3 protein-coding genes and 1 pseudogene are annotated in these 3,716 nt (G+C 69.3%); all 4 read left to right on the forward strand.

The annotated features are described in order from the left end of the window. Nucleotides 1-110: 110 nt before the first annotated feature. A complete protein-coding gene (locus BGN97_RS18355) occupies nucleotides 111-1,397 on the forward strand; it encodes an aspartate kinase (RefSeq protein WP_292704758.1) in 1,287 nt (428 codons plus the stop codon). Nucleotides 1,398-1,437: 40 nt separating this feature from the next. After that, on the forward strand, nucleotides 1,438-1,920 hold the full coding sequence (locus BGN97_RS18360) for a GNAT family N-acetyltransferase (RefSeq protein ID WP_292704760.1): 483 nt from the start codon (nucleotides 1,438-1,440) through the stop codon (nucleotides 1,918-1,920). Between the two features lie 139 nt (nucleotides 1,921-2,059). Continuing rightward, nucleotides 2,060-3,133 carry an aspartate-semialdehyde dehydrogenase gene (locus tag BGN97_RS18365; RefSeq protein WP_292704762.1) on the forward strand — a complete coding sequence of 358 codons (1,074 nt, stop codon included), beginning with the start codon at nucleotides 2,060-2,062 and terminating at the stop codon, nucleotides 3,131-3,133. Between the two features lie 89 nt (nucleotides 3,134-3,222). Beyond that, nucleotides 3,223-3,716: pseudogene (locus BGN97_RS18370) on the forward strand (malate:quinone oxidoreductase); the annotation flags it as partial.

A 3,716-nucleotide genomic window follows, 5' to 3' on the forward strand; every position in this document is an offset into this window, starting at 1 on the left:
CCGCGCCTGCGGCCGTCGAGTAGCCGACCGCTGTCACATGCGCGGGACGGCATGGAGCCGATCCGTACAATGATCCTGGGCGGTTCCGCCCACCGTCCCCGGGAGTGATCGTGGCCCTGATCGTGCAGAAGTACGGCGGTTCGTCCGTCGCCGACGCAGAGAGCATCAAGCGCGTCGCCAAGCGCATCGTCGACACCCGTCGCGCCGGCCACGACGTCGTCGTCGCGGTGAGCGCCATGGGCGACACCACCGACGAGATGCTGGATCTCGCGCACGAGGTGGCGCCGATCCCCGCCCCGCGCGAACTGGACATGCTGCTCTCCAGCGGTGAGCGCATCTCGATGGCGCTGCTGGCGATGGCCATCCACTCGATGGGCTTCGAGGCGCGCTCGTTCACCGGCAGCCAGGCCGGCATGATCACCGACTCGCACCACGGCAAGGCGCGCATCGTCGACGTCACCCCCGTGCGCCTGCGCGAGGCGCTGGACGAGGGGGCGATCGTCATCGTCGCCGGCTTCCAGGGCTTCAACCGCGACACCCGCGACATCACCACGCTCGGCCGCGGCGGCTCCGACACGACCGCTGTCGCGCTGGCCGCTGCGCTGAAGGCCGACGTCTGCGAGATCTACAGCGACGTCGACGGCATCTACACGGCAGACCCGCGCGTCATCCCGCGCGCCGCCAAGCTCGACCACATCTCCAGCGAGGAGATGCTCGAGCTCGCCGCGAACGGCGCGAAGGTGCTGTACATCCGCGCCGTCGAGTACGCGCGCCGTCACCGCGTGCTCATCCACGCACGATCCACGTTCTCGTCCGCCGAGGGCACCTACGTTCTGGGCGAGGGCATGAAGAACCCCCGCGAATCCGAGGGAGCAGCCATGGAAGAACCCATCGTCGCCGGCGTCGCCACCGACCTCAGCCAGGCCAAGATCACCGTCGCGGGCGTGCCGGACGTGCCGGGCAAGGCCGCCGAGATCTTCAAGATCGTCTCCAAGTCGGGCGCCAACGTCGACATGATCGTGCAGAACGTGTCGGCCGCATCGACGGGCCGCACCGACATCTCCTTCACGCTGTCCAAGGCCGACGCCGCAGGCACCATCAAGGCGCTCGCGGCCGAGCAGGCCGCGGTCGGCTTCGAGAACCTGCTGCACGACGACCAGATCGGCAAGCTCTCGGTCGTCGGCGCGGGCATGCGCACGCACTCGGGCGTCTCCGAGATCCTCTTCGACGCGCTCAGCCGCGGCGGCGTGAACATCGAGATGATCTCCACCTCCGAGATCCGCATCTCGGTCGTGGTGCGCGGATCCGACCTGGCCCAGGCGGCGCAGGCCGTGCACACCGCGTACGGCCTGGACAGCGAGATCGAGGCCGTCGTCCACGCCGGCACTGGCCGCTGACGCCCGGCGTGCGACGGCGCCGGCCCGATACGATCGTCGGATGACGACGGATGCCGGGGCGAAGACCGAATCGGACGCAGGAGATCTCACGATCCGCGACCTCGAGCCGGCCGATCGCGACGCCTGGGCCGTGCTGTTCCGCGGCTACCGCGACTTCTACGAGCTCGAGCACGACGACGCCGTCATCGACACGGTCTGGAACTGGCTGCAGGATCCCGGCCACGAGCTGAACGCGCTGCTCGCGCTGCGTGACGGCACGCCGATCGGCATCGCGCACTGGCGTCGTTTCGTCCGCCCGTCGCGCGGCGCGACGGCCATCTTCCTGGACGACCTCTTCGTCTCGCCCGGGGTGCGCGGCGGGGGAGTGGGCCGCGCGCTGCTGAGCCGGCTGCACGAGATCGCCCGCGAGGAGGGCCTGATCGAGGTGCGCTGGATCACCTCGTACACCAACACCGACGCGCAGCGCCTGTACGACCGGGTCGCCCTTCGCGCGCCGTTCCACACGTACATCGACCAGGTCTGACCCGAACCTCCGCCTGTCACGACCGGTCCCGCCCCCATCGCGAGCGGGTAGACTCGCCGCAACCCTGACATCGGCGCCGGGCGCAGCATCCTCACCCGGGGCTGAGCCTGGCGCACCGTCTCCACGCCAAGGACTGCTCATGACCCGCATCTCAGACTCAGGTTTCTCGATCGCCATCGTCGGCGCGACCGGACAGGTCGGCACCGTCATGCGCGAGATCCTCGCCGAGCGCTCGTTCCCGATCCGCGAGCTGCGGCTGTTCGCCTCCGCCCGCTCGGCCGGGACGAGCATCGACTTCGGCGGCACCGACGTGATCGTCGAGGACGTGGAGACCGCGGATGCCTCGGGCATCGACATCGCGCTGTTCTCGGCGGGCGCGACCGCCAGCCGCGCCTATGCACCGAAGTTCGCCGCCGCCGGCGCCGTCGTGGTCGACAACTCCAGCGCGTGGCGGATGGACCCGGAGGTCCCGCTGGTCGTCAGCGAGGTCAACCCGGATGCCATGGACGAGCGCCCCAAGGGCATCATCGCCAACCCGAACTGCACCACGATGGCCGCGATGCCCGTCATGAAGGCGCTGCATGCCGAAGCCGGCCTCGAGCGACTGATCGTCAGCACCTACCAGGCCGTCTCCGGCTCCGGACTCGCCGGCGCCCAGGAGCTGCTCGGCCAGGTGGAGGGCGTGCTCGCCCAGGGCGACACCCTGCGGCTCGTGCACGACGGCTCCTCCGTCGACTTCCCGCAGCCGGAGAAGTACGTGGCGCCGATCGCCTTCGACGTCATCCCGCTGGCCGGCTCCATCGTCGACGACGGCGACAACGAGACCGACGAGGAGAAGAAGCTCCGCAACGAGAGCCGCAAGATCCTCGGCCTCCCCGATCTGCGCGTCGCAGGCACCTGCGTGCGGGTGCCCGTGTTCACCGGCCACTCGCTCTCGATCCACGCCGAGTTCGCGAACGACATCACCCCGGAGCGCGCCTACGAGATCCTCGCCGCAGCCCCGGGCGTCGTCGTCGACGAGGTGCCGACCCCGCTGCAGGCGGCGGGCAAGGACCCGAGCTTCGTCGGCCGCATCCGCGCCGACCAGTCCGCGCCCGAGGGCAAGGGACTCGTGCTGTTCATCAGCAACGACAACCTGCGCAAGGGCGCCGCGCTGAACGCCGTGCAGATCGCCGAGGAGCTCGCGAAGCGGCTGGTCCCGGCATCCGCCTGAGCCGTCGCGCGGAAACCGGGACGGATGCCGACGGCTAGACTTATCGGGTGACTGAAACCGTCGATGTCGTTCTGATCGGTGGGGGCATCATGTCCGCCACTCTGGGTACCCTGCTGCACGAACTGCAGCCGGACTGGAAGATCGTCGCCTATGAGCGACTCAGCGACGTCGCCGAGGAGAGCTCGCACGCGTTCAACAACGCGGGCACCGGCCACGCCGCGCTCTGCGAGCTGAACTACACGCCGGAGGCGGCCGACGGCAGCGTCGACGTCAGCAAGGCGGTCTCGATCAACGAGCAGTTCCAGCTCAGCCGGCAGTTCTGGTCGAGCCTGGTCGACCGCGGCGTCCTCAGCGAGCCCGACACGTTCATCAACCCGACTCCGCACATGACCTTCGTGCGTGGCGAGAAGAACGTCTCCTTCCTGAAGACGCGCTACGAGGCGCTGTCGAAGCAGACGCTGTTCGCCGACATGGAGTACAGCGAGGACTCCCGCGTCATCAACAAGTGGGCGCCGCTGCTCATGGAGAAGCGGCTCACCGCCGACGCGCCCTTCGCCGCGACACGCGTCACGGGCGGCACCGA

Source organism: Microbacterium sp. 69-10 (assembly GCF_001897945.1).
Taxonomy (GTDB): domain Bacteria; phylum Actinomycetota; class Actinomycetes; order Actinomycetales; family Microbacteriaceae; genus Microbacterium.